We start from the raw sequence: 23870 nt of genomic DNA on the forward strand, positions 1-23870 counted from the left end.
TGTAGGCACCGAGGAGGGCGACCGCGGTCGAGCCGAATCCGAGCGTGACCCCGAAATGCGACGCCAGGCCCGGCAGGGACAGCGAGTGGGCGAGCACCTCGTAGTGGAGGTTCGTCCAGACCGCGTCGTCGAGAAAGTCCCGGGGACCGGCCAGCACCCAGGGGGCAACGAGGAGCGCCGCCGCGGCCGCGGCCGAGGCCGTCCGGCGGGGCCCGAACGCGGGGTAGCCCGCCGCCAGGGGGATCAGCAGCGCGACGTGCTGTTTGGTCGCCAGGGCGAGCGCGAACGTGACGACCGCCACCCGTCCCCGCCCGCTCGTCGACGCCCACACCGTCGCCGCCAGGCACGCCACGAGCAACGGCTCGGTCCAGGACTGCTGCAGGGCGTACATCGACTCGGGGAACACGACGACCAGCAACGGCAGCGCGGCCACCGCCGGCGCCGCGGGTGCCCGTCCCGCGACCGCGCGGATCAGGACCGCCGCCACCGCCAGGGCCAGCAGCAGGCCGTAACGGACGTCACCGAGCAGAAGCCGGAAGGGAGCCAGGAGCACGGACGTGACCGGTAGATAGGGGTAGACGTCGAACAGGCCGTCGACCGGGTACTCGGCCCGGCTCGGCGCCCATTGCTGCCGGTACATGTCGGCCCCGTGCGGCAGGCCGGCCGCGGAGACCTGGAGCAGGTGGAAGACGTCGATGCGGGGCGTCGGCGCGGCGCGGATCGTAGCGACGCCCGCCGCACAGGCCAAGGCCAGGACCAGCCAGAACACCCACGGAGAGGCGAGCACATCGAGCCGGCCCCGGCCCCGGTGGTGCTCCCGGCCGATCCGACGCCCCCGGCCGACGTGGTGCAGCATGACCATGATCGACCCGGCGGCGAGCAGGCCCGCGAGGATCGCGAGCACGTCCGCCGCCGTGGCGAACCGGCCGGCGGCGTAGTAGCGGGGACGGCGCACGAGCGGCGCGACGCCGATCACGACCGCCACGAGCAGCCACGCCCCGAACCACCCGCGCGGGCGCACGGCCACGGCGGTGCCGGCGGTGCTGCTGGTGCCGGCGGTGCTGCTGGTGCCGGCGGTGCTGCTGGTGCCGGCGGTGCTGCTGGTGCCGGCGGTGCTGCTGGTGCCGGCGGTGGCCACGACCGCCAGGACCACCGCCGCGAAACCTACCAGGACACTCGACAGCGCCCAGGCGCCGTACCGACCGTCCTTGGCCGCGATGCCACCGGCCACCGCGCACCAACCGACCAGAATCGCCGGCATCACCCGCCCCGGAGGAAGCGGCCCGTCCGGGGGAGGCGAGGTCTGCGGTGCCCGTTGGCCGGGTATCGACAATCCCATGTGCGCACGATGCCAGTGCCCCACCCGATCAGGCGGCGCGGAGGCGCGTTATGGGAATAGGGCGGACGTATAACGGATCATCGCATCGTGTCGGGGCGAGGGGGTGCGGACAGGTCGAGGGGGTGCGGACGGGTCTCCGCTCGCGCCATGCAACACTTGCGACCCAGGACCGGTCCCAGGGGCCCGGCGTCCCGGTGGCGCGATGCCCGGTGTCCGTCCACCCGAGTGACCATGAGTGTGTGTTGAGGAGAGGTCCGGCACAGTGACCGAAAAGCCAGAGGTAGTCGTCATCGGAGCCGGACCGGCAGGTCTGACCGCCGGTTGGGAGCTGGTGAAACGGGACGTCCCCGTGACGATTATCGAGGGTGACTCGGTCGTCGGCGGAATCAGCCGTACGGCCCAGCGTGAAGGTTGGCGTTTCGACATCGGCGGCCACCGCTTCTTCACCAAGGTTCCCGAGGTCGAAAAGCTCTGGCACGAAATCCTGCCGGACGAGGACTTCCTGCTGCGCCCCCGATCGAGCCGCATCTACTACAACGGGAAGTTCTTCGACTACCCACTCAAGGCGGGAAACGCGCTCGGCGGGCTTGGCCTGGTCGAGGCGGCGCGCTGCATCGCCTCCTACGCCGCGGCCCGGATCCGGCCGCCGCAGGACCAGAGCAACTACGAGAACTGGCTGGTGGCCCGTTTCGGCTGGCGGCTCTACCGCACCTTCTTCAAGACCTACACCGAGAAACTGTGGGGCGTTCCGGTGAGCGAGATGCCCTCGGACTGGGCCGCGCAGCGCATCAAGAGCCTGTCCATGATGAACGCGATCGTGAACGCGGTCCTACCGAAGCGGAACCAGAAGGAGATCACCTCCCTCATCGAGGAGTTCCAGTACCCCAAGTACGGGCCCGGAATGATGTGGGAGACCGCCACCGACAAGATCATTAAGCAGGGTGGCCGGGTGGTCTTCGAGGAGAAGGTCCGCAAGATCCACCATGCCGACGGCCGCGCGACCGGCGTCACCACGACCGTGACCGGCGGGTACGGCCCAGGGGCCGGCGCCCCGGAGTCCTCGCGCTCCGACCTCGGCAGCGAGTACCAGTACCAGGCCGACGAGATCATCTCGTCGATGTCGTTCTCCTCCCTCGTCCGGGTGATGGACCCGCCGGCACCGGCCCACGTGCTGGCCGCGGCGAACGCGCTGAAGTACCGCGACTTCCTCACCATCGCCCTCGTGGTGCCGGCCTCGGCCGCTTTCCCGGACAACTGGATCTACATCCACTCCCCCACCGTCAAGGTCGGCCGGATCCAGAACTTCGCCTCCTGGTCGCCATTCCTGGTCAAGGACGGGCGTACCTGCCTCGGCCTGGAGTACTTCGTCTTCGAGGGTGACGAGACCTGGAACGCCTCCGATGAGGAACTGGTCGCGCTCGGGACGAAAGAACTCGTCGAGCTGGGTCTGATCAGGGCCCAGCAGGTGGAAGAGGGTTTCGTCGTACGCATGCCGAAGGCATATCCATACTACGACCTACACTACAAGAAGAACGTCGATATCATCCGCGCCTGGCTGGCCGAGAACACGCCGAACGTCCACCCGGTCGGCCGTAACGGCATGCACCGTTACAACAATCAGGACCACTCGATGCTCACCGCGATGCTCACGGTCCAGAACATCATCGACGGCACCAAGCACGATGTGTGGGAGGTCAACGTCGAGGAGGATTACCACGAGGAGGTTTCGTCGCCGGCCCGGGGCATCGCCCGGTCCTGACGGAGGATTCGTCCGGAGCACGGATTCATCCGGGACGGGTTCGTCCGGGGCACGGGTTCGACGGACGCCGCCACAATGTCAGGCGCGTTGTCGGGCAGGTTGTCGGGCAGGTTGTCGGGCAGGTTGTCGGGCAGGTTGTCGGGCGCGTTTCACCGTCGGCGCCCGCTCCACTTCCGGGGCCGGCCGGCATGGCCGGGGACGTACCCGGTATTACCGGGTACGGATCGGATGGGTGATGGGACGGGCCGCGTCCCATCACCCATCCGGAACATCATCGAGGCGTAGGGGCGCGCCACGCGAGACTGGTACCGGATGCGGCCCTGCCCGGCCGGCCGATCGTCTACCGGCCGGCCCGTCGCAGTCCGGTCAATGTGGACGGAAGGGACTGACCGTGACGGATGTCGCGGTCCGGCCGGCGGAGCAGATCCCCGAGCCGGTCGACCAGGTCGGGAACGCATCCGGCCGTGCGGGACGGATCTTCACCGCGGTGATGGGAGTGCTCCTCGCCGTCTCGGTGATCGTGCGGTTCACCGCCAGCCAGGCACTCTGGCTGGACGAGGCGCAGAGCGTCGCCATCGCCCGCCTGCCCCTGCGTGGGTCGGCCTTCACGATGTGGGACGGCCTGCTACGGGACGGCTCACCGCCGTTGTACTACCTGGTGCTCCACGGCTGGATCAAAGCGTTCGGCGAGGGCACCTTCGCGGTCCGCTCCCTGTCCGCGCTGATCAACATCGGTGCGGCGTGGCCGCTGTTCCTGCTCGCCCGCCGCGTGGTCGGCGAGCGGGCGGCGCGGGTCAGCGTCGTGCTGTACCTCACGTCGCCGTTCGCGTTGTACTTCGGGACCGAGACCCGGATGTACAGCCTCATCGTGTTGCTCACCGCGTTGGGTGGACTGGCGTTGGAGCGCGTCCTGCGGGCACCGTCGATCAGATCGACGATCGCCCTGGCGCTCTGCGCGGGAGGCCTGGCGCTGACCCATTACTGGTGCCTCTACCTGCTGCTCACGGTCGGAACGTGGCTGGTCCTGCTGCTGGTGGCCCGTCCGTGGTGGGTCGCGCGCCAGATCCGGCGCGGGGCGGGCGCGGCGGACCCGGCGGGTGTGCCGGGCGGCATGACCGCCTCGGCGAACGATCCGGGCCCGACAGGTGTACCCGGATACCGTTCCGCCCCGGGAAGCCCGGGAAGCCGGGGCCGGGGCGCCCCCCACAGTCACCGGACACCGACCCGTTTCCTCACCCCGCAGCGGCGGGGGCCGGTCTTCGGGCTGCTCGGCATCGTCGGTGGCGGGCTGGTCTTCGCCCCGTGGCTGCCCGACTTCTTCGACCAGCTTGCCCACACCGGCACCCCCTGGGGCGAGCCCGCCAGCTATGCCGCGATCTCCCACGCCTACGGCCAGTGGGCCGGCGGCCCGACGACCCTGGGTCGCCTGTTGCTGTTCCTGATCACCGGTCTCGCCGCCGCCGGCATCGCCGGCCGGCCCGCGGGTAGCCGGTTCATCCTTCTCGATCTGCGTGGTCTCGAACCGGGTCGGACCCTGTTCCTGCTGGCCACCGGCACACTCGTCGTCGCGGTGACGGCGGGCAAGGTGGTCGGCAACGCCTGGGCCGACCGGTACACCGCCACCGCCTTCGTGCCGTTCCTGCTGGTCATCGGGCTCGGCGCGACGATCATCACCGATCGGCGGGTGTTCCATGGAGTGGTCGCCGTCGCCGCCCTGACCGGTCTGCTCGCCGGGACCTCCGACATCCACCGGGAGCGGAGCCAGGCCACCGAGGCCGCGCAGGTCCTCGAGCGGACCGCCCGGCCCGGTGATGTGATGCTGGTCTGCCCGGACCAGCTCGGACCGGGCCTCGCCCGTACCGTGCCGAACTGGATGAAGGTGTACGTCGTGCCGACCTACGCACCGCCGGATCGGGTCGACTGGGTCGACTACGAGCAGCGCAACGAATCGGCCAACGGGGTCGCGATCGCCCGGCGCGCCCTCGCCGAGGCCGGTCCGGAACACACCGTCTTTCTCGCCGGTTCCGGGTCATACCGCACCTACGAGGAGCTGTGCACGGTGGTGCGCACCACCCTGCAGGAGGCCCGGCCACTCGCGGACGAGGTCATGAAGCAGGGTCTGCCGGCCAAGGTCTACGAGAACTACGCGCTGCTGCGGTTCCGGGCCTCTTGACCGCGACCGAGGCCCTGCCGGATGATCATCGGGTAGGTGGCAGCATGGGCGGCCGGCATGCGGCCACCCGCTGGGAGGACCGCTGGCAACTGCGCGAGGTCGTGCTCGCCTGGCTCGCGGCCCGGCTGGCGGTCGGTGCGGCCCTGGCGCTGACCAGGTACATCGCCGACAACGCCCGCGGGCAGCAGGGCGCGCAGCTGAGCACCACCGACCTGCTCGGTTGGGACGCCGGGTGGTACAAGACGATTGCCGAGGTCGGGTACAGCGGCGCTGGGGCCGAGAGCCGCCGGTTCTTTCCCCTGCTGCCGCTGCTCGTGCGGGGGTTGTCGAAGCTGCCGGGAGCCGACGCCCACGTCGGCGTCGTGCTCCTGGTCGTGGTCAACGTGTGCGCGTTGGTCTTCGCGCTGCTGCTGGTGGGGCTCGCCCGGTTCGAGGGGTTCGCCCCGGAGGCGACCACCCGGCTCATCTGGCTCGCCGCGCTGGCTCCACCCGCCTTCGTCCTGGTCATGGGGTACGCCGAGGCACTCGCCGGGCTGCTGGCCGTGGCGGTGTTCCTCGGTGCCCGCAGCGGGCGCTGGGAACTGGCGGCCGTGGCCGGCCTGCTCGGCGGCCTGTGTCGCCCCCTCGGTCTGATCCTCGCGGTGCCGGTGCTTCTCGAGGCGGCCCGGGGGCTGCCTTGGCCGCTCGTCCGCCGGCTCGGCCCCGGCCCCGGCCCTGGCACGCCGGCCACCACGCCTACGGCTGGAACGCTCACCGCCCGCGACGGGCTGCGTCGACTACTCGCCGTGCTCGCCCCGGTGGCCGGCGCCGGCATCTACCTGCTGTGGTCGGCGCACTCCTACGGGGACGGGCTGGCGCCGTTCACGCTGCAGCGCGACGCGGCACGTCACGGCAGCAGCTCGAACCCGCTGGCGGTGCTGTGGGACGCGGCGCGGGGCGCCTTCTCCGGCGAGCTGGGCACGGCGCTGCACGTGCCGTGGCTGCTCCTGGCGCTCGTGGGGCTGGTGGTCATGGCGCGCCGGCTGCCAGTGTCGTACCCGGTGTGGAGCGCCCTGGTCCTGGCTGCCGTGCTGACCGGCAGCAACCTGGACTCCGCCGAGCGGTACGTCTACGGGGCGTTCCCGTTCCTGCTGGTCGCCGCGCTCGTCACCGCCCGGCGGGAGATCTTCACCTTCACGCTCGCCGCCACCACGGCCGCGATGACCCTCTACGCGACGCTGGCCTTCACCCTCTCCTACGTGCCCTGACCACCGGCCGTGCCCTGACCACCGGCCGCGCGTCGGTGGATGGCGCGCTGGGCCCGCATCATCTCGCGAGCGCTTCCAGAAGCCCTTCCAGAAGATGGCGATACGGTTAACGTAGAGGGGGACCGCACGATGATCGGTCGCCATCCCACGCCACACCACACCACACGCAGCCGGTCATCCTCCGCTCGCAACCACGAGGTCAGGCCGCATTGGATGGAGTAGAGCTGGAGTACCAGCGGCTGTACCTGCCGCCGGGTACGGACCGCCGGGCAGCCGTCCAGATCCTCACGATGCACGCCGAGTTCGGCCACTGGGAGCTCGAACGCCTACGGCTGTTCCCGGATGGCTCCCGGCGGGTAGTGCTGCGCCGCCGTCGGCGCCCCGGCGGCCTGCCCGGCTATCTGCCCACCTGACAGCCGCCCACCTGGCAGCGGACCTGGGAGGGCGTGCGCACCTCGACCACGTCCGGAGCGATCCCCCGGGTCTGCAGATGCCGTCCCGACAACGCCCATCCGGCCGGCACCTCGGCTCCAGTTGCGCCGGCTCCAGTTGCGCCGGCTCCGGCGTCGCCGGTATCCGCCTTCCGGGACCGCTCCACCGTCCAGACGTCGACCCGGAACCAGTGATCGCTCCAATGGGCGCTGTCATCGGCCCGCAGCTGCACAAACCGGCGACGCAGAACCTGCCGGGCGACCTCCAGCGCGGACAACACGCTGACCTCGATGCCCCCGGACGGCTCGGCCCGATCGGCGATCCATACGCTGCCGTCCCGGCTGACCTGCACGAGATAGGCGTAGGTGGCCCGGGGATGGTCCGCGTCCGCGTCCAGCGGAGCTCCGAGGCCGATGCTGGACAGCGGATCGCCAGCCATACCCCCATCATGTCATGCATCGACGATGGCTCCTACGCGGATGGTGCCCCGCGCGCGGACAGCGGCATCTCGTCAAGCCGTACCGGCAGGTTCAGGTCAGCAGATCCGTACCGGCAGGTCCGTACCGGCAGGTCCGGTCAGCAGGCGTGCAGGAAGCGGTCGAGGACGCGGACGCCGAAGCGCAGCGAGTCGAGCGGCACCCGTTCGTCCACCCCGTGGAACATGCCGGAGAAGTCCAGGTCGGGCGGCAGCAGCAACGGGGAGAACCCGAAGCAGCGGATGCCGAGCCGGGAGAAGGACTTCGCGTCCGTGCCGCCGGAGAGCATGTAGGGCACGGCCCGGGCAATCGGGTCCTCGGCGCGCAGCGACGCGGCCATCGCCTCCACCAGCGCGCCGTCGAAGCTGGTCTCCAACGCCTGGTCGTGGACGACCCATTCGCGACGGATGTCCGGCCCGAGGATCTCGTCGAGCTGGCGGATGAACTCCTCCTCCTGACCGGGCAGATAGCGACCATCGACGTAGGCGGTGGCCTCGCCCGGGATCACGTTGACCTTGTGACCGGCCTCGAGCTGGGTCGGGTTGGCGGTGTTACGCAACGTGGCACCGATCATCCGGGCGATCGGGCCGAGCTTCGCGACGGTCGCCTCCAGGTCGTCCAGGTCGAACTCGATGCCGAGCGCCTCCCCGAGGGAGTTCAGGAACACCCGGACCGTCGGGGTCATGACCAGCGGGAAGGTGTGCCGGCCGAGCCTCGCCACCGCCTCGCACAGCGCCGTCACCGCGTTGTCATCGCTGATCATCGAACCGTGGCCGGCCCGGCCGGCAGCGGTCAGCTTCATCCAGGCGATGCCCTTCTCCGCCGTCTCGATGAGGTAAAGGCGCAGGTCGTCGGAGACGGTGTAGGAGAACCCACCGACTTCGCTGATCGCCTCGGAGCAGTCGGCAAACAGGTCGGGATGGTTCTCGACGAGCCAGCGCGCCCCGAGGACGCCGCCGGCCTCCTCGTCCGCGACGAAGGCGACGACGAGGTCCCGGGGTGGCCTGCGGCCGGTGCGGACGATGTCGCGGATGACCGCGAGGGTCATCGCGTCCATGTCCTTCATGTCCACCGCGCCCCGACCCCACAGGCAGCCGTCGGCCTCCTCGCCAGCGAACGGCGGCAGGCGCCACTCGCTGGCATCCGCCGGCACCACGTCGAGATGACCGTGGACGAGCAGCGGCGCACGCGAGGGATCCGCCCCCTCCACCCGGGTCACCACGCTGGTGCGGCCCGGGGCCGACTCCAGCAGGGTCGGCTCAAGGCCCACCTCCGCGAGCTTCGCCGCGACGTACTCCGCGATCGGGCGCTCGTTGCCGTCGCCGTTGCCGCGGTTGACCGACTCGAAGCGGAGCATCTCCCGACAGAGCTCGACCACCTCGCCCTCCGCGGAGGGGGCGGTCACCGGCAGGCGCAGGCCACCGGTGCGGTCGGGGGGGGTCGTGGACGCACTCGCCATGCCGCCTAGTCTGCCCCGTCGGGGGTGCAGCCGCCGGGGCGACCGTCTCCTGGGGCATCGACAGCTGCGCGGAACTTGAGGCGATCGACCCCCGGCTGCGGTGCGTGACCGCCATAAGCGCTTTCGACCTTGACAGGTCCGGGACGCCCCCGGCGGGCTATCGTGTGATGGCCGCGGTGGCGACGCTGGTCCCCGTCCTGCGACGGATGGCAGCCTTCCACCGGAAGGATGTCAAAGGATGTCAGCGGCGCCGTAGCCGGCGTAGTCGAGCAGGTCGTAGAGCTCCGCGCGGGTCTGCATCGCCGGGACCAGGTCGGCCTGGGTGCCCTCGGCGGCGAGCGTCGCGAGCCCCCGGATGATCGCGCCCATCGCCACGCGCAGCGTCGTCACCGGATAGATGACGGCATTGACCCCGAGGTCCGTCAGCTGCGCCGCGGTGAGCAGCGGCGACTTCCCGAACTCGGTCATGTTCGCGAGGATCGGCACGTCGACGGCGGCCCGGAACGCCGCGAACGACCGCTCGTCGGCGAGCGCCTCCGGGAAGATCATGTCAGCGCCGGCGTCAACGTAGGCACGGGCCCGGTCAATCGCCGCGGTCAGCCCCTCCACGGCGACGGCGTCGGTGCGGGCGCAGAGCACGAAGGCGTCGTCGCGGCGGGCCGCCACCGCGGCGCGCAGGCGGCGCACCATCTCGTCGCGCCCGACGACCGCCTTGTCGTCCAGGTGGCCGCAGCGCTTCGGGTTGACCTGGTCCTCCAGGTGACAGCCGGCGAGCCCGGCGTCCTCGAGCAGCCCGATCGTGCGGTGCACGTTCAGCGGCTCACCGAATCCCGTGTCGGCGTCGACGAGGGTCGGCAGGTCGGTGACCCGGGCGATCTGCCCGGCACTCGCGGCGACCTCGGTCAGCGTCGTCAGCCCGATGTCGGGCAGTCCCAGCGCCGCGGACAGCGCCGCCCCCGAGACGTAGACGCCGTCGAAACCGGTCCGTTCGATGCTCATCGCGACCAGCGGGACGAACGCGCCCGGCCAGCGTTGCAGGCGGCCGGAGGCGAGACCCGCCCGCAGCATCCGCCGCTTGTCCGCGACGGGCCGGCCGGCCGGCACCATCATGCGAAGACCCCCCTCGTCCCGCCCGTTTCCAGGGCGAGCGCGTCGGCGACGAGGGTCAGCCCGGCGAGCTCGGCCGGGGTCAGGGTGTCGAGCCGGCCGACCAGGTCGAGGAACCGGTCCTGTTCGGCGGCCGACACGACCCCCTCGGCGAGCGTACGCAGCTTGGCGACGTAGTCCGCACGCCGGAACGGCCGGGCCCCGGCCGGATGCGCGTCGGCGACGGCGATCTCGTCCACGATCGACGTCCCGTCAACGAGCGTGACCTCCACCCGCCCGCCGAAGGCCCGCTCGGCCGGGTCGGTCGCGTGGTAACGGCGGGTCCACTGCGGATCCTCCACCGTGCGGATCCGGTGCCACAGCGCGACGGTGTCGGGCCGGGCGGCCCGTTCGGGGGCGTAGGAACGTTCGTGGTGCCACGTCCCGTCCTGCAGCGCCACCGCGAAGATATACATGATCGAATGGTCGAGCGTCTCCCGGCTCGCGGTCGGATCGGTCTTCTGCGGATCCCCGGCGCCGGTGCCGATCACGTGATGCGTGTGATGGCTGGTGTGGATGACGATCTGGCGGATCGCCGCGACGTCGACCTCGAAGGAGGCTTCGGAGGAGGCCGTGGACGAGCCGGCCCCGAGAGACGAGCCGGCCCCGGGCAGCCGGGTACGCAGCCGGCGGGCCAGGTCGATCAGCGCCTGGCTCTGGTACTCGGCGGAGTGCTCCTTGGGATAGGTGGCGAGGATGCCCCGACGGGGCTCGCCGGGTTCCGGCAGCGCCACCCGGTACACCGCGTCCGGGCCGCCGAGCAGCCAGGCGACGACCCCGTCCTCCCCCTCGTAGATCGGCGCCGGCGAGGTCTGGCCGCGCATCGCCCGGTCGACCGCCTCCACTGCCGTCTTGCCGGCGAAGGCCGGGGCGTACGCCTTCCAGGTGGAGATCTCGCCCTTGCGGGCCTGACGGGTGGTCGTCGTCGTGTGCAACGCCTGGCCGACGGCCTGGTAGATCGGCTCGGGGGGCAGGCCGAGCAGGGCACCGATCCCGGCGACGGCGGAGGGGCCCAGGTGGGCGATGTGGTCGATGCGGTGTTCGTGCAGGCAGATGCCGGTCACCAGGTCGACCTGGATCTCGTACGCGGTGGCGATCCCGTGGACCAGCTCGGCGCCGCCGCGGCCGGTGTGCTGCGCGACGGCGAGCACCGGGGGGATGTTGTCGCCCGGATGGGAGTAGTCCGCGGCCAGGTAGGTGTCGTGGAAGTCCAGTTCCCGCACGGCGACGCCGTTCGCCCAGGCCGCCCACTCCGGCGACACCCGTACTGCCCGCTCGACGCCGACGACCGTCGCTCCCGGGGTGTACGGATGGGCGAGCGCCTGGTCGCGGGCCGCGACGACCGGGCCGCGGGTCAGCGCCGCCGCGGCGACCGCCGCGTTGTCGATGATTCGGTTGCCGATCATCTCGACGACCTCCGGCGGCACCGGCACCCGCTCGGCGGCGACCTCGGCGATCTTCCAGGCAAGCTGGTCACGCCGGGGCGGCGCCTCGACGGACCGGCGGGCGCGCACCTCGTGCAGCTTCATCGGACATTCCCCCTGCCGTCTCCACGGTTCTCACCGGCCACTTTCCTCACGGCGGCGGAGCAGGTAGGTATCCATGATCCAGCCTTTACGCTCGCGGGCCTCGGCGCGGGTCCGCTCGATCAGCCCGCCGACCTCGGCGACCGGACCGTGCAGCAGGACCTCGTCCGGGGTGCCGAGGTAGGCGCCCCAGTAGATGTCGACGTCGTCGGCCGGCAGGGTCAGGAAGGTGTTCTCGGCATCGAGCATGACGACGACGTCGTCGACCCCCGGCGGGAATCCGGCGGCGAGCCGGCGACCGGTCGTGATCTCGACCGGGCCGCCGATCCGGTTCAGGATCAGCCGGTGGCGGGCGGCGAGCGCCTGCACGCTGGTGATCCCCGGGATCACCTCGTAGTCGAACCGCACCACGCCCCGCGCCACGATCCGGTCGATGATGCGCAGCGTGCTGTCGTACAGCGACGGATCACCCCAGACCAGGAACGCCCCGCAGCCATCCTCGCCCAGCTCGTCGAGCATCATCCGCTCGTACAGTGCGGCCCGGCGGGAATGCCAGTCCTCGACGGCGGCGGTGTAGTCCGTCGAGGACCGGTCGCGGCTCGGGTCACGGGCCTCGACGATCCGGTAGCCGTTCCCCTCGACGTGCCGGTCGAGGATCTCCCGCCGCAGCCGGACCAGGTCCTCCTTCGCCGCCCCCTTGTCCAGGACGAAGAAGACGTCGGCCCGATTCAGCGCCTTGACGGCCTGGATCGTCAGCTGGTCGGGGTCGCCGGCACCGATGCCAATGACGAGGATCGTGCGCATCTCAGCGCGGATCGGACCCGGCCGGGCTCACCGAATCCGGGCCCGCCGAATCCGGGCCCGCCGAATCCGCCAGGCCCGGGGCGACGTCCACCCCTGGGACGATCTTGCCGGGGTTGAGGTTGCGGCCCGGGTCGATGCCGTCGAACAGCGCCGTGAGCAGGCGCACGCCGGCTGGTGAGATGTCGTCGGCGAGCCAGCGCGCGTGCTCGACGCCGACCGCGTGGTGGTGGGACAGGGTGCCGGCATGCTCGATGAAGCCCTGCTGGATCGCGGACTTCACCGTGTCGTACCCGTCGATCGCCTCCAGCGTCACCGGGGAGGCATAGGCGAACGTGAAGTACAGGCAGGCCCCGGAGTGGTACGAGTGCGACAGGTGGCACATGATCCAACCGGTCACACCGATCTCGGCGAACGCCTTGTTCGCCCGCGCGACCACCCCCCGGTACAGCGGGCCGAGCTGCGACCAGGACGTCGACGTCTCCGACACGTCGGCCATCGCGCCCTGACCGAGCAGGAAGTCCCGGATGTACGGGGTGTCGAACTTCTTCTGGTCGTAGAGCTGCCCCGGGCCGGTGCCGACACAGATCCCGCCCCGGCGCGCGACGATCGCCCCGACCAGCTTGCGCTGGGCCTTGACGTGCGCGGGTGAACCCTCGAAGCCGATGAACGACAGGCACATCTGGTCGAGGTCGTACCTGCGGACCCGGCGCAGGTACTGCTTCATACCGGCCGAGACGAGACTTGAGGCCAGGGAGCCGCGCTTGCGGGTAGCGAAGGAGAACCGCGTCTCGTTGGCGTCGGAGACCCGGGTGACCGTCGGCGCGGCCTCGCTCGCGGCGATCTCCCGCATGGCCAGCAGTGCCGCGTCCCAGGTCGGGAAGAAGTAGCCGAGGATCACGCGCTGCTCGGGCACTCGATGCACCTGCACCGTGGCCTCGGTGATGATCCCGAGCCGCCCCTCGCTGCCGAGGATCATCTCCCGCACGCTGGGGCCGGTCGACTGGCTGGGCACGGGCCGGGTGACGAGTACCCCGGCGGGGGTCACGACCCGCACCGCCCTGGTAATCTCCGCGATGTCGCCGTACTTGTCGGACTGCATGCCCGACGAGCGGGTGGCGATCCAGCCGCCGAGGGTGGAGTGGGCGAAGCTGTCCGGGAAGTGGCCGAGCGTCCAGCCCTGCGCGGCCAGCTGCTCCTCCAGACCCGGGCCGAGGGCACCGGCCTGTACGCGGGCGAGGCGGGCGTCGGCGTCGATCTCCAGCACCCGGTCGAGCCGGCCGAGGTCGACGGAGATCACCGGGCGGGTCTCGGTGCGCGGCGCCTCGAGACTGCCGGAGATGTTGGTGCCGCCGCCGAACGGGATGACGACCGCGTCCGCGGCCAGCGCCGCGGCCAGCACCGCCCGGACCGCCTCCTCGTCTCCCGGGTAGACGACGACGTCGGGCAGTCGGCCGAGGTCGTGGTTACGAACCCGGACGAGGTCACGCAGGCTCTTGCCGTAGGCGTGCACGACCCGCGCCTGTGCGTCGGTGGTGACGTGCTCCGCGCCGGCGGCGTCGACAAGCGCGGCGCGCAGCGGCTCCGGCAGCACGGGGTCCGCGATCGTCAGGTCCGCGAAGGCCGGTGGCTGGGCCGGCAGGCGGGTGATGTCGAGCCCGATGTGCGTACGGATGAACGGCGCGAGGTCGGGCTTGTCACTGGGGCTGAAGGAGACACTCTCCTTGCCCCAGCCCCACCACTTCATGTGCGTGACCAACGATGGCTCCTCGACGGGGACGGACAGCGGACGACGGCTCGGGGGGACGACGGCTCGGGGGGAGGGCGGCGGACCGCTCAGGTGCCGGCGAGACGTTCGACGACCGGCGCCATGGCGGTCAACGCGTCCAGGGAGACCCCGATCGTGCTGAGGCCGAAGCGCTCGCGGCGCTCGACGAGGTCGTCGACGATCTCGTCGACCGACCCGCACAGCGCGTGCGGGGTCGCGAGCGCCTGTTCGGAGGTGAGCCCGAACCCGGCGGCCAACTGCTCGGCGACCTGGGTGCGGTTGTCGGTGACGACGACGAGGTGGACGCGGACCTGAAGGGTGAGATCGTCCCAACGGGCGCCGGCGGCCTCCCGGATCCAGCGGACCTTCTCCTCGGTCGCCGCCGTCGTCGCGTTGGCGCCGAGCGAGGCGTCGATCACCCCGCCGGCCATGTTCATGTTCAGCCCGATGATGTCGGCCTCACGGGCGGCGAGGGTCAGCAGCCGGCGCCCGCCACCACCGATCACGATCGGCGGGTGGGGCCGCTGCACCGGCTTCGGCGTCCCGTTCAGGCCGGCGACCTGGTAGTGGGTGCCGCTGTAGGTGAACGGTCCGTCGGCGAACATCCCCTTGATGACGGCGAGGGACTCGGCGAGCCGGCCGATGCGCACCCCCGGCGGATCGAGCGGCAGACCGGCTCGGGAGTAGTCGGAGGTCATCCAGCCGGCGCCGAGGCCGAGTTCGAACCGTCCGCCGGACAGCGCGTCGAGGGTCGCCGCCTCCTTGGCCAGCACCACCGGATGGCGGTAGTCGTTACTGAACACCATCGCGCCGATCCGCAGCGTCGTCGTCGCGTCGGCCGCGGCCATCAGCGCCGCGATCGGCGCGACCTGCTCGTCGAGATGGTCGGAGACGGTCAACGTCGCGTAGCCGAGATCCTCGACCCGGTGGGCGAGGTCGGCCCATGACCGGGCGCTCACCTCGGCGGGGGAGGAACACTGGATGTTGAACCGGAACGGCCGTTTGTACGGCCCGCCGGAGACCTCGGTCACCGCAGCCACTCCTCCACTCACCGGGGCATCTCCAGGATGGGACACATCGAGGACGGGGCGCCTCGAAGACGGGACACCTCGAAGACGGGCACTCGCCGGTGGCATCCTCGAGGACGAGGCGGATACCAAGATAGCCCGTCGGGCGACCGGCGGCCGTCCCCGGCGCGACCCGACCGGCGCGACCCGACCGTCGTCAGACCGTCACCGGACCGACCCGATCGGCCCTAACCGTCACCGGACCGACCCGGCTGACCGGCGCAGCGACCGCAGGTACTCGCCGGCCGCCCGTGCCTGCTCCGGGGTCGGCGGCGGCTCGCGCAGTGCCTGGACGGCGGCACGGCGCGCCTCCCCGGTCAGCCGGTCGACGTAGAGGATCCCGTCGAGATGGTCGACCTCGTGCTGGAAGCAGCGCGCAAGCAGGCCCTCGCCGGCGTACTCGACCGGCTGCCCCGTAACGTCCACCCCGCGGACCCGCGCGGCCAGCGCCCGCGTGGTCGGGAAGTGCAGCCCCGGGACGGACAGGCATCCCTCCGGGCCGTGCTGCTGGGTCTCCCCGGACCGCTGGGTCTCCCCGGGCCGCTGGGTCTCCCCGGGCCGCCCCGGGTCCGGGCCGAGTTCCAGCACCGGGTTCACCACCACCCGCGGCACCCGTGGTACCGACTCGTCACGCGGGTCGTAGTCGACGTCGAAGACGAACAGGCGCAGCCCGACCCCGATCTGCGGGGCGGCAAGCCCCACCCCGGGCGCGTCGTACATGGTGTCGATCATGTCGGTGACCAGCCGACCGAGCACAGTGTCGAACTCCGTGACCAGCGTGGTCGGAGTGCGCAGAACGGGATCACCAACGGTGCGGATCGGGAGCACGGTCATGCGGGATACTGTGCCACGTGAATCGTGAAGGACACCTGGATCGTGAAGGACAGTCAGACGGATCGTGACGGCCGGCGTGGCGATCCGTCCGCCGCCGGGATCGCCGCGTTGCGCGCCCGCGGGGAGCGGGTTACCCCGGCCCGCCGGGCGGTGCTCCAGGTACTCGCCGGCACGAGCGAGCACCTGTCCGTTGACGACGTCTTCGCCCGGGCGGAGACGATCGTCCCGGGCATGCACCGCACCACCGTCTATCGCGCGGTGGAGACCCTCGGCGACCTCGGCCTGGTCACCCACGTCCACCCCGACCACGGGCCGGCCGTCTACCACCTGGCGGCGGCCCTCACCGGCGGCGCCCACCTGCACGTCCGGTGCCGCTCCTGCGGCACGATCCTCGACGTGCCCGCGGACCTGCTCGACGACGTCGCGCGTCGGCTCGCCACCACCGTCGGGTTCACCCTGCAGCCCGACCACGCCGCCCTTGCCGGTCGGTGCCGCGCCTGTTCGGTGACGTCCCCGTCCGTGGACGGGGACCTCGCACCCGCATGACGAGGGTCCGCGCCGGCGCGGCGAGGACCGCGCGCCGGCGTAATCTCGCAGGTACCGACTATCGCGAGGAGGCTGCGGGGATGCCGCCGGAGCAGGGCCCGGTCGTGCTGGGCATCGAGACGTCCTGCGACGAGACCGGGGTGGGGCTCGTCCGGAACGGCACGCTGCTGGGCGAGGCCCTGTCGACGAGCATGGACCAGCACGCCCGCTACGGCGGGGTGGTCCCCGAGATCGCCGCCCGGGCCCACGTGCAGGCGCTGGTGCCCTGCGTGCGCGCGGCGCTGTCCTCGGCGGGGCTGTTCGTGGCGGACATCGGCGCCGTCGCGGTCACCGCCGGCCCCGGCCTCGCCACCGCCCTGCACGTCGGGGTGGCCGCGGCGAAGGCGTACGCCACGGCGCTCGATGTTCCCCTCTACGGCGTGCACCATCTCGCCGGTCACCTCGCCGCGGACCTCGTCGACGGCGAACCGCTACCCGATCCCCTCATCGCCCTGATCGTCTCCGGCGGGCACACGTCGCTGCTGCGGGTGGGGGACCTCGCTCGCGACCCGATCACCCACCTCGGCGACACGCTTGACGACGCGGCCGGGGAGTGCTTCGACAAGGTCGCCCGGGTGCTCGGCCTGCCCTATCCGGGCGGTCCCGCGGTCGACCGAGCCGCGGTCGGCCACGATGCGACGGCGCTGGCCTTCCCCCGGCCGCTGACCGGCCGGGCGGACGCGCCCTACACCTTCTCGTTCTCGGGGCTGAAGACCGCCGTCGCCCGATGGGTCGAGTCGCATCCCGACTCCCCCGTACCGGCCGGCGATGTGATCGCATCCTTCCAGGAGGCAGTCGTCGACGTGCTCACCGCCAAGGCGGTCCGTGCCTGCCTCGACCACGGGATCGGTGACCTGCTCATCGTCGGCGGGGTCGCGGCGAACAGCCGGCTGCGGGCGCTGGCGGCCAGCCGCTGCGAGCAGACCGGCATCCGGCTGCGGATACCGGCCCGCCGGCGGTGCACGGACAACGGCGTGATGATCGCGGCGTTGGGTGACCTGCTCGTCCGCGCCGGCGCCGAGCCCTCCCCCGCCGAGCTCACCGCCATGCCGGGCGCGTTCCTCGAACGGGCCCAGCTCGGCACCGCGCTGCCGGCCCTGCACGCCGCGTGAGCACCGGCGGGCCCCTCGAACGGGAGAAGCGCGACGATGCACCTCGGACATGAGGAGTTCCAGAGAACTGACGGGCGGGCCAGCACGGGGCCAGCTGACGCGGGGCCAGCCGGCGCCGGGCGGGCGCCGCGGATCGGGGTCGGCGGCCCGGTGGGCAGCGGTAAGACGGCCCTGGTCGCCGCGCTGTGCCGGGCCCTGTCGTCGAGCCTGCGCATCGGGGTGGTGACGAACGACATCTACACCACCGAGGACGCCGACTTCCTGCGCCGGGCCGGCGTGCTCGATCCCGAGCGGATCCGCGCGGTCGAGACCGGCTGCTGCCCGCACACCGCGATTCGCGACGACATCACCGCGAACCTTGACATGGTCGAGGACCTGGAGGCCGACACCGGCCCCCTGGACCTGGTCCTCGTCGAGTCCGGTGGTGACAATCTCACCGCGACGTTCAGCTACGGGCTAATCGACCGGCAGATCTTCGTCGTCGACGTCGCCGGGGGCGACAAGGTGCCCCGCAAGGGCGGACCGGGGGTGACCGGCAGCGACCTGCTGGTCATCAACAAGACCGATCTGGCCCCCCTGGTGGGCGCCGACCTCGACGTCATGGCCCGGGACGCGACCGCGGCCCGCGGTGCCCGTCCGGTGGTGTTCACCTCGCTCACCGCCGACCCCACGGCCGCGGACGTGACCGCCTGGGTACGGGCCCAGCTCGCCGAACTGTCCCCGCGCGGCGGTTCCTACGATGCGTCCGATGCGTCTAATGCGTCGCAACCTTTAAATAGGATGTGAGAGCGTCGTGGCGGTGAGGGGTTTCATGGCGGTGAGGGGTTCCAGGGGACCGGTGCCGGGCGACGGAGGTCCGCCCCTGGTGGGATACACCCTGCGCTACCTGCATGACCCTGCCCAGCACTGGCGGCAGCGCTACGACCGGTATGGCCCGGTGTCATGGGAGCGGACCTTCGGGCTGCGGGTGGTGAGCCTGCTCGGCCCGGACGCCACCGGCTTGGCGCTGCGCAACCATGAGCAGGCATTCGCGAACGGCCCGGGGCAGCAACGGATAGCCGGACCGTTCTTTCGGCGCGGATTGAGCATGCTCGACTTCGACGAGCACCGCCACCACCGTCGGATCCTCGCCGGCGCGTTCGCCCCGGACAGACTGCGCGGCTATCTCGCCGGGATGAACCCGTCCATCGAACGGGGCGTCGCGGGGTGGCGGCCGGGCGCGAGGTTCCAGGTTTATCCCGCGGTCAAACAGCTCACCCTCGAACTGGCGACCCGGATCTTCATGGGTGAACGGCTGGGACCGGAAGCCGACCGGTTCAACGCCGCGCTGTTCGCCTGCATCCGCGCGCCGGGCGCGGTGGTCCGCGTGCCGGCACCCGGGCTACGTTGGTCGCGTGGCTTGGCCGGGCGCCGGTACCTGGAGGAGTTCCTGCGGCTGCGGGTGCCCGCGAAACGAGCCGGGAGCGGCACCGACATGTTCAGCCGGCTCTGCCACGCCGAGGCCGAGGACGGCAGCAGGCTGAGCGACGACGACGTCGTCAACCACATGATCCTGATGATGGTGGCCGCGCACGACACGTCCACGATCACGATGACCAGCATGAGCTACTATTTGGCACGGCATCCGGAGTGGCAGCAGCGGTGCCGCGAGGAGTCGCTCGCCCTCGGCACGCCAGCGGTGGACCATGCCGACCTCGATCGGCTGCCGTCACTCGCTCTGGTCATGAAGGAGGCGCTGCGCCTGGTCACGCCGGTGCCGATCCTCCTGCGCGCCACAGTGAAAGACATCGACGTGCTCGGCGTCACGGTGCCCGCCGGTACCGTGGCCGCCCTCGCGCTCGCCTTCACCCACCAGATGCCGGAGTACTGGCCGAGCCCGGAACGGTTCGACCCGGAGCGGTTCGCGGACCACCGTCGCGAGGACAAGGTACATCCCTACGCCTGGCAACCGTTCGGTGGCGGGCCACATACCTGCATCGGTCTGCACTTCGCCGGTCAGCAGGTGAAGGCGATCCTGCACCAGATGCTGCTGCGGTACCGGTGGAGCCTGGCACCGGGCTACCGGATCTCATTAGACCGTTTCCCGCTGCCTGTTCCACGGGACGGGCTACCGGTCCAGCTGGAAAAGATCACCTGACCACCTGACCGACCGGCAGACCTACCGGTGCGGCCGCGGCTCGATAGAGGAGTTCGACATCCACCGCGAGATCGGCCGCCACCTGAGCTTCGGCTACGGCATCCACCACTGCCTCGGCGCCGCACTGGCCCGCATCGAGGGCAAGGTGGCCCTGGACGAGGTCCTCACCCGCTTCCTCGACTGGGAAATCGCCTGGGACAACGCCGTCCAAGCCCGTACCTCCACGGTCCGCGGCTGGGCATCGATGCCCGTGCGTGTCTCGTAGCGTCCCGTAAGGCCCGTAAGGCCCGGCGGCCAGCCCCGCTGCCCGCGTGGTGTCCCCGGCCCCGCCTCACCGGCATCGAAAGTCCGTTCCCGTGCGGCTGGGTCCGGCACCCTCCGTCGAGGACAGGGGGCCGACAGCGTGCGTTGGCTTCGGTCCTGGCGCGGAGGCCGGGCCGGGCGAGTGCGTGTCAGGAGAGCTTCGAGGGCCACCAGATCTTCGGACCGAGGTCATGGCTCAGCGCCGGCACGAGGACCGAGCGGACCAGAACCGTGTCCAGCAGCACCCCGAAGGCCACCGAGAAACCCACCTGGGCCAGGAAGACCAGCGGGAGGACGCCGAGCACGGCGAACGTCCCGGCGAGGACGATCCCGGCCGAGGTGATGACCCCGCCCGTGACCGCGAGGCCGCGCACGATGCCGCTACGGGTGCCGTGGATGAGGGTCTCCTCCCGGACCCTGGTCATCAGGAAGATGTTGTAGTCGATCCCCAGGGCGACGAGGAAGATGAACGCAAACAGCGGGAAGCCGGGATCCGCGTTGGCGAACCCGAAGACGTGGTTGAACACCACCGCGCTCACGCCCAGCGTCGCGGCAAACGAGAGCACCACCGTCGCGATCAGGAGGACCGGGGCGAGCAGCGCCCGCAACAGGACGCCGAGCACGAGGAGGATGACGACCAGCACGATCGGGATGATCAGGTTGCGATCGTGGCGCGAGGCGTTCTGGGTGTCGAGATTGATCGCCGACTGGCCACCGACCAGGGCGTTCGCCCCGGGCACCTCCCGGACGACCCGTCGGATCGCAGTGATCGTGTTGTAAGCCTCGGCGGTGTCATAACGGTGGACGATGGCGGCGTCGATGGCGATTCGACCGTCAACCGGGGCGACCTGGACCGACTTCGGGGCGCATCCGTCGGAACCCCTCGCCGCCGGACGTCCACCGGACGCCAACCGGGCGGCGAGTTTGGCGTAGTCGACCTCCACGCAGACCGAGCCGGGAGCGGTGGCGACGCCGTCGACCTTCCGGACGGCGGCGATGACGTCCGCGGCGGCAACGGTGTTGGTGATGATGACGGCCGGGGCGCCCTGCCCCTGGCTGAAGTTGGCGTCGAAGATCTCCTGGCCGACGATCGCCTCCGGCCGCCCCGTCAGGCTGTCCGTCGTCGACAGGCCGTCGACCTTCAGGGTGACGATCAGGGACGAGCAGGCCAGCAACACGACCGTCGTGACGATCCAGGCCCACCGGGCCCGGCGGACGAGGCCTCCGGCGAAGCGTGCCCAGAGACCGTGACCGGCGAGGTCGGCCTGGTGATCGACGCGGGGAATGCGAGGCCAGAAGATCCAGCGCCCGGCGATCACCAGGAACACCGGCAGGAAGATCAGCATGATCAGGGCTGTGCAGGCGATGCCGATCGCCGCCACCGGCCCGAGGCTGCGGGTGGAGTTCAGTTCCCCGAGGCTCAGGCAGAGCAGGCCGAGGATCACCGTTACCGCCGAGGCGGTAATCGCCGGAGCGGCGCCCCGCCAGGCCACGATCATCGCCTGGATCCGGCTGGGGTAGGCGTGCAGCTCCTCCCGATAGCGGCTCACCAGCAGCAGCGCGTAGTCGGTGCCGGCGCCGATGACCAGCACCGACAGGATGCCCTGGCCCTGTCCGTTGAGGGTGAGGACGTTGTTCTTGGCCAACGGATAGATAATCAGCGCCGAGACGCCGAGCGCGAGCACCGCGCTGAACAGCGGGAAGAACCACAACACCGGGCTGCGATAGACGAGCAGCAGGATGCCCACGACGACGAGGCCCGCGGCGAGCAGCAACAGCCCGTCGAGGCCGGAGAATGCCTCGATGAAGGCGACGAGCAGACCCCCCGGCCCGGCCGGGTGCACGGCGAGACCGGCCGGTGCCCCGTCGCGGGCGGCCGCGACGACGGCCTTCTCGACGTCGACGAGCTCATCACCCTTGACCTCGCGGCCGCCGTCCTGGGCGACGAGCGGCACGGCCACGGCGGCCACAGCGCCGTTGCGGGCGAACTGGGGCGGCCCGAGCTGGCCGGCGTCCACCCCGTGAATCCCGGCGAAGGACCTCACGTCGGCGGTGATCTTGGCTTTGTCCTGCGCGGTCAGCCCGCCCTGGCGGTCGTAGACGACGAAGCCGGGAATCGTCCGCACGGAGCGAAACTGCCGCGACGCGGTGTCGACCTTGGTCGACTCGGCCGAGTTCGGGAGGTAGGCGGCATTGTCGTTCTTCTGGACCTCACCGAGCTTGCCCTGGTAGGACCCGCCGACGCCGCCGAGCAGGAGCCAGCCGACGGCCAAGACCGCGAAGACGTAGACGATGCGTGGCCGGCGGGCGCGCGCCGGACGGCCACCGGAACCGGCGGGGCCGGAAGCGGAATCCGCCAGGGTGCCGTTGCCGTCCCCGGCGACAGCCGGCCCCGGCGGGGGCGGTGCTGCTGGCGCTGGCGGGGTCTGCGCCCGTGCCACCGACCCGCCGCTGTCCCTGACCTCGGACTCGTCCCCGCTGGTCATGCCCGTCTCCCCACGCCGAACGCACATCCTGCCCAACGATGGCGATTCTGGCGCATGCCACCGACAGAACTCGTAGGCCCCACCGGCCGGCTGGCGAAGAACCGATGAAAACCTTCACGTCAGGGATGTGACCCGCAAGCCCGGGGTGACTCGGTGCGGTAAGCGGCTCGCGATGACCGTCAGCCCGGACCGTCAGCCCGGACCGTCAGCCCGGACCGTCCGTCCCGGTGGCGGCCTGCGCAGCGAGCAGGGTGTTGCGCAGCAGCATCGCGATCGTCATCGGCCCCACCCCGCCCGGCACCGGGGTCAATTTCCCGGCCACCTCGCGCACCGCCTCGAAATCCACGTCGCCACGCAGGCCCTGCGGGGTCCGGTGCATGCCGACGTCGATGACGGTGGCGCCCGGCTTCACCGCGTCGGCGCCGATGATCGCCTGCTTTCCCGCTGCGACGACGAGCACGTCGGCGCCGCGGCAGACCGCCGCCAGGTCCCGTGTACGGGAGTGACAGATCGTTAGGGTCGCGTTACGTCCCACCAGCAGCGCTGCCACCGGACGACCGACCAGCTCCGAACGACCGACGACGACCGTGGGCGTACCGGACAACTCGACGTCGTAGGAGTCCAGCAACTCGATGATCCCGGACGGTGTGCAGGGCCGCAGACCCGGCAGACCCCGGGCGAGCAGACCGACGCTGGCGGTGGTGAGCCCGTCAACGTCCTTCCCGGGTGGGATCCGGCCGACGAGCGCGGCCCCGTCCAAGCCTTCGGGCACCGGAAGCTGCAGCAGAATACCCGACACGGCCGGATCGGCGGCAAGATCATCCAAGAGCGCCGCGACCTTCTCCTGGGAGGTGTCGGCCGGCAGGTGTTGATGCAGGTCGGCCATGCCGGCCTCGACACAGGCCCGACGCTTGCCACCGACGTACACGGCGGACGCGGGGTCGTCACCCACGAGCACGGTCGCGAGGCCGGGCTGGATGCCGGTCCGGTCGCGGAACTCAGCGACCTCCCTGGCCACGTTCTCACGCACTCTGCGGGCGACGGCCTTGCCGTCGATTATCACTGCGCTCACTATCGGCCCTTCGCGTCACGGTCGTCAGATCATGTCCGGGTTCTATTCGGGTCTCCGATCCGGTCTCCAAGCCGGGTCATGCCCGGGTCAGCCAGGCGTCCGGCGCGGTCCCCCGACATCCGGCGGAGCCCGAGCGAGCACGCTACGC

At 71.1% G+C, this 23870-nt stretch carries 18 protein-coding genes and 1 pseudogene; 9 read left to right on the forward strand and 10 right to left on the reverse strand.

What is annotated here, in order from left to right:
- Positions 1–1601: 1601 nt before the first annotated feature.
- From BMG523DRAFT_RS10005 to BMG523DRAFT_RS10020, 4 genes are all read left to right on the forward strand, one after another.
- Positions 1602–3098 carry an NAD(P)/FAD-dependent oxidoreductase gene (locus BMG523DRAFT_RS10005; RefSeq protein WP_011437046.1) on the forward strand — a complete coding sequence of 499 codons (1497 nt, stop codon included), beginning with the start codon at positions 1602–1604 and terminating at the stop codon, positions 3096–3098.
- A 391-nt stretch (positions 3099–3489) separates the two neighbouring features.
- The gene (locus tag BMG523DRAFT_RS10010; RefSeq protein ID WP_011437047.1) at positions 3490–5271 is read left to right on the forward strand and encodes a glycosyltransferase family 39 protein; all 1782 of its coding nucleotides are present in this window, start codon (positions 3490–3492) and stop codon (positions 5269–5271) included.
- Positions 5268–6518: a hypothetical protein gene (locus tag BMG523DRAFT_RS10015; protein ID WP_200923102.1), complete on the forward strand. Its 1251-nt coding sequence runs from the start codon at positions 5268–5270 to the stop codon at positions 6516–6518. Before BMG523DRAFT_RS10010 ends, BMG523DRAFT_RS10015 begins: the two co-directional genes overlap by 4 nt.
- Positions 6519–6727: 209 nt before the next feature.
- Positions 6728–6931 carry a DUF5703 family protein gene (locus BMG523DRAFT_RS10020; RefSeq protein WP_011437049.1) on the forward strand — a complete coding sequence of 68 codons (204 nt, stop codon included), beginning with the start codon at positions 6728–6730 and terminating at the stop codon, positions 6929–6931.
- Here BMG523DRAFT_RS10020 and BMG523DRAFT_RS10025 read toward each other — a convergent pair.
- From BMG523DRAFT_RS10025 to BMG523DRAFT_RS10060, 8 genes are all read right to left on the reverse strand, one after another.
- Entirely contained in the window at positions 6916–7389 is a 474-nt protein-coding gene (locus tag BMG523DRAFT_RS10025) for a hypothetical protein (RefSeq protein ID WP_011437050.1), read from the reverse strand. The genes BMG523DRAFT_RS10020 and BMG523DRAFT_RS10025 overlap by 16 nt on opposite strands.
- 137 nt (positions 7390–7526) lie before the next feature.
- Positions 7527–8885 (reverse strand): M20/M25/M40 family metallo-hydrolase, encoded by a 1359-nt coding sequence (locus BMG523DRAFT_RS10030; protein ID WP_011437051.1) that lies wholly within the window; start codon positions 8883–8885, stop codon positions 7527–7529.
- 231 nt (positions 8886–9116) lie between these two features.
- Positions 9117–9992, reverse strand: a complete 876-nt coding sequence (prpB, locus tag BMG523DRAFT_RS10035) for a methylisocitrate lyase (protein ID WP_035958425.1) — start codon at positions 9990–9992, stop codon at positions 9117–9119.
- Complete coding sequence (locus tag BMG523DRAFT_RS10040; RefSeq protein WP_043590968.1) at positions 9992–11560, reverse strand: MmgE/PrpD family protein; 1569 nt, start codon at positions 11558–11560, stop codon at positions 9992–9994. The genes prpB and BMG523DRAFT_RS10040 overlap by 1 nt, the downstream gene beginning before the upstream one ends.
- Positions 11561–11590: 30 nt before the next feature.
- Complete coding sequence (gene cobF / locus BMG523DRAFT_RS10045; RefSeq protein WP_011437054.1) at positions 11591–12361, reverse strand: precorrin-6A synthase (deacetylating); 771 nt, start codon at positions 12359–12361, stop codon at positions 11591–11593.
- Position 12362: 1 nt separating this feature from the next.
- Positions 12363–14105 carry an FAD-binding oxidoreductase gene (locus BMG523DRAFT_RS10050; RefSeq protein ID WP_349256633.1) on the reverse strand — a complete coding sequence of 581 codons (1743 nt, stop codon included), beginning with the start codon at positions 14103–14105 and terminating at the stop codon, positions 12363–12365.
- Positions 14106–14194: 89 nt separating this feature from the next.
- A complete protein-coding gene (locus tag BMG523DRAFT_RS10055) occupies positions 14195–15157 on the reverse strand; it encodes an LLM class F420-dependent oxidoreductase (protein ID WP_023841053.1) in 963 nt (320 codons plus the stop codon).
- Positions 15158–15388: 231 nt separating this feature from the next.
- The gene (locus BMG523DRAFT_RS10060; protein WP_043590970.1) at positions 15389–16027 is read right to left on the reverse strand and encodes a peptide deformylase; all 639 of its coding nucleotides are present in this window, start codon (positions 16025–16027) and stop codon (positions 15389–15391) included.
- A gap of 42 nt (positions 16028–16069) precedes the next feature.
- Between BMG523DRAFT_RS10060 and BMG523DRAFT_RS10065 the strand changes: the two genes are divergently transcribed.
- The 5 genes and pseudogenes from BMG523DRAFT_RS10065 to BMG523DRAFT_RS22955 form a co-directional block, all read left to right on the forward strand.
- Positions 16070–16573, forward strand: coding sequence for a Fur family transcriptional regulator (locus BMG523DRAFT_RS10065; protein WP_023841051.1), 504 nt, complete (start codon positions 16070–16072; stop codon positions 16571–16573).
- Between the two features lie 80 nt (positions 16574–16653).
- Positions 16654–17724 carry a tRNA (adenosine(37)-N6)-threonylcarbamoyltransferase complex transferase subunit TsaD gene (gene tsaD, locus BMG523DRAFT_RS10070; RefSeq protein ID WP_011437059.1) on the forward strand — a complete coding sequence of 357 codons (1071 nt, stop codon included), beginning with the start codon at positions 16654–16656 and terminating at the stop codon, positions 17722–17724.
- Positions 17725–17760: 36 nt separating this feature from the next.
- Complete coding sequence (gene ureG, locus BMG523DRAFT_RS10075; RefSeq protein WP_011437060.1) at positions 17761–18510, forward strand: urease accessory protein UreG; 750 nt, start codon at positions 17761–17763, stop codon at positions 18508–18510.
- Positions 18511–18541: 31 nt separating this feature from the next.
- A complete protein-coding gene (locus tag BMG523DRAFT_RS10080; RefSeq protein ID WP_235463045.1) occupies positions 18542–19861 on the forward strand; it encodes a cytochrome P450 in 1320 nt (439 codons plus the stop codon).
- 52 nt (positions 19862–19913) lie between these two features.
- Positions 19914–20126, forward strand: a pseudogene (locus BMG523DRAFT_RS22955) (cytochrome P450); the annotation flags it as partial.
- A 187-nt stretch (positions 20127–20313) separates the two neighbouring features.
- On the opposite strand, the gene BMG523DRAFT_RS10085 reads toward BMG523DRAFT_RS22955, so the two are convergent.
- A complete protein-coding gene (locus BMG523DRAFT_RS10085; RefSeq protein ID WP_011437063.1) occupies positions 20314–22650 on the reverse strand; it encodes an MMPL family transporter in 2337 nt (778 codons plus the stop codon).
- Positions 22651–22855: 205 nt separating this feature from the next.
- Positions 22856–23722: a bifunctional methylenetetrahydrofolate dehydrogenase/methenyltetrahydrofolate cyclohydrolase FolD gene (folD, locus tag BMG523DRAFT_RS10090; RefSeq protein WP_011437064.1), complete on the reverse strand. Its 867-nt coding sequence runs from the start codon at positions 23720–23722 to the stop codon at positions 22856–22858.
- Positions 23723–23870 lie beyond the last annotated feature (148 nt).

The organism is Frankia sp. BMG5.23 (genome assembly GCF_000685765.2).
Lineage (GTDB): Bacteria > Actinomycetota > Actinomycetes > Frankiales > Frankiaceae > Frankia > Frankia casuarinae.

Bases quoted from the DNA above. Each gene is read 5' to 3' on its own strand.
- BMG523DRAFT_RS10025 (WP_011437050.1), bottom strand. From the start codon at position 7,389: ATGGCTGGCGATCCGCTGTCCAGCATCGGCCTCGGAGCTCCGCTGGAC.
- BMG523DRAFT_RS10030 (WP_011437051.1), bottom strand. From the start codon at position 8,885: ATGGCGAGTGCGTCCACGACCCCCCCCGACCGCACCGGTGGCCTGCGC.
- prpB (WP_035958425.1), bottom strand. From the start codon at position 9,992: ATGGTGCCGGCCGGCCGGCCCGTCGCGGACAAGCGGCGGATGCTGCGG.
- BMG523DRAFT_RS10040 (WP_043590968.1), bottom strand. From the start codon at position 11,560: ATGAAGCTGCACGAGGTGCGCGCCCGCCGGTCCGTCGAGGCGCCGCCC.
- cobF (WP_011437054.1), bottom strand. From the start codon at position 12,361: ATGCGCACGATCCTCGTCATTGGCATCGGTGCCGGCGACCCCGACCAG.
- BMG523DRAFT_RS10050 (WP_349256633.1), bottom strand. From the start codon at position 14,105: ATGAAGTGGTGGGGCTGGGGCAAGGAGAGTGTCTCCTTCAGCCCCAGT.
- BMG523DRAFT_RS10060 (WP_043590970.1), bottom strand. From the start codon at position 16,027: ATGACCGTGCTCCCGATCCGCACCGTTGGTGATCCCGTTCTGCGCACT.
- tsaD (WP_011437059.1), top strand. From the start codon at position 16,654: ATGCCGCCGGAGCAGGGCCCGGTCGTGCTGGGCATCGAGACGTCCTGC.
- ureG (WP_011437060.1), top strand. From the start codon at position 17,761: ATGCACCTCGGACATGAGGAGTTCCAGAGAACTGACGGGCGGGCCAGC.
- BMG523DRAFT_RS10085 (WP_011437063.1), bottom strand. From the start codon at position 22,650: ATGACCAGCGGGGACGAGTCCGAGGTCAGGGACAGCGGCGGGTCGGTG.